Source organism: uncultured Mucilaginibacter sp. (assembly GCF_903913935.1).
GTDB lineage: Bacteria > Bacteroidota > Bacteroidia > Sphingobacteriales > Sphingobacteriaceae > Mucilaginibacter.
In genome coordinates this window covers 1-5,654 of the sequence record NZ_CAIWNH010000063.1, presented here as the reverse complement: position 1 = coordinate 5,654, position 5,654 = coordinate 1, and the positions used below count along the sequence as shown (strand labels likewise).

4 protein-coding genes and 1 tRNA gene are annotated in these 5,654 nt (G+C 39.9%); 3 read left to right on the top strand and 2 right to left on the bottom strand.

Features of this window, described 5'->3' with window-relative positions:
* Positions 1-348: 348 nt before the first annotated feature.
* Together QZY09_RS02645 and QZY09_RS02640 are read left to right on the top strand one after the other, a co-directional pair.
* Complete coding sequence (locus QZY09_RS02645) at positions 349-1,068, top strand: peptidase (RefSeq protein ID WP_295667751.1); 720 nt, start codon at positions 349-351, stop codon at positions 1,066-1,068.
* A 137-nt stretch (positions 1,069-1,205) separates the two neighbouring features.
* On the top strand, positions 1,206-2,051 hold the full coding sequence (locus QZY09_RS02640; protein WP_295667749.1) for a transglutaminase family protein: 846 nt from the start codon (positions 1,206-1,208) through the stop codon (positions 2,049-2,051).
* Between the two features lie 70 nt (positions 2,052-2,121).
* Here the strand turns inward: QZY09_RS02640 and QZY09_RS02635 are convergent.
* Positions 2,122-2,192, bottom strand: a tRNA-Cys gene (locus QZY09_RS02635).
* A 296-nt stretch (positions 2,193-2,488) separates the two neighbouring features.
* Here QZY09_RS02635 and QZY09_RS02630 point away from each other — a divergent pair.
* The gene (locus QZY09_RS02630) at positions 2,489-3,022 is read left to right on the top strand and encodes a hypothetical protein (protein ID WP_295667747.1); all 534 of its coding nucleotides are present in this window, start codon (positions 2,489-2,491) and stop codon (positions 3,020-3,022) included.
* A gap of 585 nt (positions 3,023-3,607) precedes the next feature.
* Here QZY09_RS02630 and QZY09_RS02625 read toward each other — a convergent pair.
* On the bottom strand, positions 3,608-5,654 hold a 2,047-nt coding region (locus QZY09_RS02625), incomplete at its 5' end, for a BamA/TamA family outer membrane protein (RefSeq protein ID WP_295667745.1).

Genomic DNA, 5,654 nt, shown 5'->3' with positions numbered 1-5,654 from the left:
AACCTGAATATTAAAAAATGACATTCATTAGGTATCTTGAACGTTCTGTTTGCCGCCTAACCGCTAATTCTAAATGCGCAGGTTTGCAAAAAATTACGGGTAGTGATAACTAAGCCGGCACTTATAAAGGATTGGTGAGTTTTGCACCATAGACTGCAAATTTATACGATGTAAGGGTTGCCGCTCTGGAGGTATCCAACAATCTAATCTTTCTAATAAATCAACAGAAAAATTGATTAGGCCGGATTATTTGATTAACTTATATTCGCATTTTATAACAACATACAACCAAATAATAAATCGGTGATCTCACTTACATAATCAGTGAGATCACAAAAAAATACATAAATGACCTATTGCTTAGGAATAAAAGTTAAAGAAGGCTTAATTGCTTTGGCCGATACCCGTATTACATCCGGTACCGAGATCACTACCAAAAAGAAGATTACGATTACACAAAAAGACAATTTCTCCCTTTTTATCATGACCAGCGGATTACGCTCGGTAAGGGATAAGGCTGTTGTATACTTTAATGAATTATTAGAAACCAAAGAATATAACAAATTATACAAGGCAGTAAACGCCTTTGGAGAACAGGTGAAAAGAGTTGCCAAAGAGGATAAAGATTCGCTGGAAAAAGCCGGCTTTAAGTTTGATTTGAATACCATTATCGGCGGCCAACTCGCCGATGACGATGAACATAAACTGTTCCAGTTATACCCTGAAGGTAATTGGGTAGAGCTCGGGCAAGGTGCGCCGTACGTAATTATAGGCAATTCGGGGCATGGAAAGGCCATTTTAAATCGTATCTTAGATGAAGATTCGAGTTTAAAGTTGTCACTTAAAACAGGGTTTCTTTCTTTTGACTCCACACGGGTAAGTGCAAATAACGTTGATTTTCCGATTGACGTTGTGGTATACCATAAAGACAGCTTTCATATTATTGAGAAACGTTACGAGAAAAAGGACCTGGAGTATATTTCGACTCAATGGGCCGAGGAGCTAAAAGCCGCCCTCGAACATATATCCGAGGAGTGGATGGACACCGCTTTTGATGAACTGGATTAGGGTTGTAAGGATTGCAATAAGTTGTAGTGGTTAGAACATATTGGAACCATCCTCCTTTTTAACTTCTGCCATCTTTTTAGTAACTTATTACAACCGATTACAATATTTACAACTACAACAACTACTTAACAACCAAAATGAAATTCAACGTCCTCGCTGAAATGGAATATACCGCCCGGTCGGCGGGGACAATAATATTAAACATCCATGCGCTGCGGACGCCGCATCAAACGGTCATCAGCGAAACATTTACAACAGGTCCCTATATCAAAGTTGAAGAGTTAACCTCCGTACATGGCGAAAACAGGCTGATGCGTTTTGAAATTGAAGAAGCCGGCACCATTAAAGTTAATTACCATGCTACAATTGATAATTTGTGTGAGGTAAAGGATTTTACTGAGGTAACTGAGGTACCGGTTGCACATATGGATCATACCATTTTCCCTTATTTATATCCCAGCCGGTATTGCCAGTCGGATAAGCTGTACCGGCTTGCCCACAACCTATTCGGCCATATTTATAATCCATTTGAAAAAGTGGCTGCGCTCACCAACTGGATCAACAAAAATGTATTGTATTTAAGCGGTTCCACCAATTCGCAAACGTCCGCGTTTGACACCGTTACGGAACAGGCTGGTGTATGCCGCGATTTTGCCCACCTGGGCATTGCATTATGCCGCGCCCTAACCATCCCTGCCCGTTATTTTACCGGCTATGCCTATCAATTAAAACCTGCTGATTTTCATGCCTGCTTCGAGGCCTATATTGGTAACGAATGGGTTTTGTTTGATGCCACCAGACTGGTGCCACTTAATGGCCTTTTAAAGATAGCCTCGGGCCGCGACGCGGCTGATACAGCTATCGCCAATATATTTGGCGATGTACTTTTTACCTCCATGCTGGTCAACTGTGAATTAGCTGAAGATGGCTTTACCCCCTTTTATTATGAAGATGGCCAGCTAAAAGGGCTGTCTTATTTATAAGGCATAAGTCGACAGCCTTTAGTCTTAAATCATTCTTGACTTAAGACTAAAGGCTGTCGACTTAGAAAAGACGTCGCGGGCAGATTCGAACTGCCGTTTGGGGTTTTGCAGACCACCACCTATCCTCTCGGTCACACGACTTTATAAAAACTAAATAATCTCTGCTGCAAAGATAATTACATAAACTACAATTCCTATAGATTTTATATACTAAATAAACAAACCGCTAATAACTAGCCTCTTATTTTTACACTTCAGGGTAATTATTTCATCTCATAAAAACTAAGTCAGGTGGATTTGGTTATTAAATCATTATTTGTTACGTATGCCTTTTTAAAATTTTACTGTATTGATTATTTAACCATGCATCATGTAAAATCACTATTTTTATACAGGTTTGCTGGTATTCAAAAAATTATGCTGATTATTATACAGCCATGAAAAAATTGCTTTTTATTTTTTGTTTAATGATGACGCCGGCCATTTTTGTTTTTGCCGGCGACATTGCGATCAATCATTTTGTAATCAAGGAGAATCCCTTTGCGAAGGACGAAGTTGCCATTATCGCTACTGATTCCCTCGGGAACATTCGCGAAAATGTAAATGGCATGTTTAGCTTTACTATAAATGGCCTTGAAGATACCATGCGGTTTGAAAAAGGCACCGCAATTTACAGGCATAAAATAGCACGTTCAACCTTTTTATATGCCCGTCACCAAAACGAGAGCGGTACGCATTCCATCCTTTATTATGTTTACCGTACAGATGACAAGCTGAGCCCCTTTCATATAAGCTGGGTATTGTTAGTGGCAATACCCAGCTTATTGTTCCTGCTTGCCTATATGTTTAAAAGGTTTATTGTCGTCGCCATCATCATCTTCGCCATATTTGTATATTTTAATTACCACAACGGGCTAAGCATACCCACATTTTTCGAAAGTATTATTGACGGGTTAAAAAATATTTTTTAGGCGGAAATATTCTATAATTTAAGTCAGCCCATACCCGTCAGCTCATCGATTCAAACGCTGGTATTTTAATGCCAATACATCTTAATTAACCTCCCTTTTTCGATATTATCACTAAAAAAACGGGCAACCACACCCTTTTAAAAACCCGCCAAACTTCAAAAATATTTTTAAAATCATATATTAAGATATTAAATATAATCACCAAAAAGCAGAATTACCGTGATTTTTAAGTCTAAATACCATCAAAAAATAACTATATGTATAGTTTTCAACATTGATTGATCTTAAAAAAGTGCATTTAAAGTTAAATTTTGCGGTTATTCTCAACGGCTATAAACTCAATGCGCCCTTTTTACACAATTCTTTTTTTATTAAAATATTCGCCTTATATTTGATACTTCATATGGCAGGTTTCTACACTTGCCTTTTGTGATAAGGTTTAGGTTAAAGCCCCCGAACTGCGAGAGTAAGGGGGCTTTTATTTTGCAAAAAAGTCAGAAAATATAAAGCTGAAAGCAAAGGGCAAAAAAAGCCTTAAGCCGAAACATAATTTCGATCGAATTAAAGCTTTCGCCTTTAACCCTCTCAAAAAGGCATGCCGATGCCAAAATTAAGCTGCATAAAGTTGTAAGTATCTCCGGTGTTATTTAACTGGTAAGCAGTTTTAAACGGCCCTGTATGGAACAATTCATTAAAGTGATTAACGAGAACCCATTGTTGAGAACCGTTAAACTGAGGGTCTTTAAATTTAAATGCGGCATCGAGCCTAAAAACGAAGAAAGCCAGGTCGAACCGCAAACCTGTACCGATATCCAAAGCAGTAGCAGGCAAAATATTATTTGCCCTGAATTCAACATCCGGAGCATTTGTTTGCGCATGAAGGCGCCAGATATTGCCGGCATCCATAAATAAAGCCCCTTTCATCACCGAACCGAAAAAATCATCAACAAGCTTGTACCTGTATTCAACGCTCGAAATAATTTTTATTTCACCAAACTGGTCAAGATATTTCAACCGCCCGCGTAACACATCTCCCTTTGAAAGCGCTTTAGGATTTCCGCTGGAAGGGCCGTAAAATGTGGCCCGGTTAAAATTGCCCGGCCCCAAAGTACGCGGCAACCATGCCCGCATATCATTTGCGCCGCCTGCATAAAACTCTTTTTCAAAGATCAACCCGTCAGTAAATGTGGTATCGGCAAACTTTAACTGCCTGCTATTACCGTAAGGGATTCCAATACCGGGGTTTAAACGGAACACCAACTGCTTTTGTCCCCCAAAACTATGGTATACCCGAAAATCCGTTTCGGCTTTAGCATACTGGGCAAATGTTCGCCCGAATATGGTACGCTCGCCTGTTGAATCGCGTGGCGAGTTTAATATATTGGCAAGCAGCGCAAGGGTATTACCCCCCACGTCAAGGCTTCCCCTGAAATAAACAAAATTCTCGTAGGTATTTAACTTATTCGCATTGAATTGGTAAGTATATTGACTACCTGCAGTAAATATGGTACGGCCTATAAGGTAACTGTATGCATAAAGTTTATTTAAAGCTAATTCGGCCTGTGCGGCGGGGTTGATGATCCCTTTCGAAAATTCAATATTAATAGGCGTTACGGTATGTGTTTTTTGAGCGGTTTCCGCAAAATCATAGGTAATTGAATTGATAAAACTGGTGCGCTGCACCAGGCCCTGTTCATAAAACAATTGGTAGTTGGTTGAAAAAGTGGTATGCGGCACACCATATTTGCCTAAAATGGGCAGTTTTTTAAATGGTGAGATAATTCGTGGATAAATCACGTTTGCACCAACGGTAAGGTCCTGGTTTGATATACCATTGGGATTGCTTGCGCTGCTGCTGTTATCAAACAAAACGCTCCAGTTTAATTTTACCTGCAATATGGCTGCGTTTTTAAATAAGTCGCGGTCAGTAAAAGTATTGCCCAGGTTAAATCCGTATTGGCCTGCATTAAAAAGAAACTCACCCTCAATCCTGTTGGACATTTGCTTTAGCGGTACGATATCGATCCTGGTGTCAAGGCGATTGGTACTATCGGGCAACCTGGTATAAGTAGGGTTCGGCACATTACGAAATACATTTAACTCCGAAAGTCTCGAGGTGGTGAGCGTCTGCCGGTCAATATCATAAATCTGCCCCTTACGCTGAAAAATATAATCTGTTGCCACACGTGGTTTAAACTTGCGCGAATAATCCACAAATTTGAACTGCGAATCCACCTTTAATGTATCCGCTTTACCCGGTGTGCGCCCTTCACTATTTGACACTACGATAAGTGTATTATTGATCTTGAAAACCGGATGGGCAGATTTCCCTGCCGGATTATCAATGATCATCTTAATATCCACTACGCTGCTCCTGAACGTAGAGTCATAGGTATAATTAATATACTGCCGGTAAAAATCGTAATAGCCATTGCGCTTCATGATCAGGTAAAACTCGTCCCTGTCATACGCTAAACTGTCGGTATCAAAACGCCCGCCCGGCTGCACGTGCGAAAAACGCGGCCGGTTAACCCGGTATAAATTCCTTACATTTTTATCGGCAATACTATCCTGAATTTTACGGATTTTAAAAAGCGGGCCCTCCACAGTTGTGAATATAAGTTCAGCCTTT

Excerpts from the sequence above, each read along its gene's own strand:
- QZY09_RS02630 (WP_295667747.1), top strand. The coding sequence starts at position 2,489 with ATGAAAAAATTGCTTTTTATTTTTTGTTTAATGATGACGCCGGCCATT.
- QZY09_RS02640 (WP_295667749.1), top strand. The coding sequence starts at position 1,206 with ATGAAATTCAACGTCCTCGCTGAAATGGAATATACCGCCCGGTCGGCG.
- QZY09_RS02645 (WP_295667751.1), top strand. The coding sequence starts at position 349 with ATGACCTATTGCTTAGGAATAAAAGTTAAAGAAGGCTTAATTGCTTTG.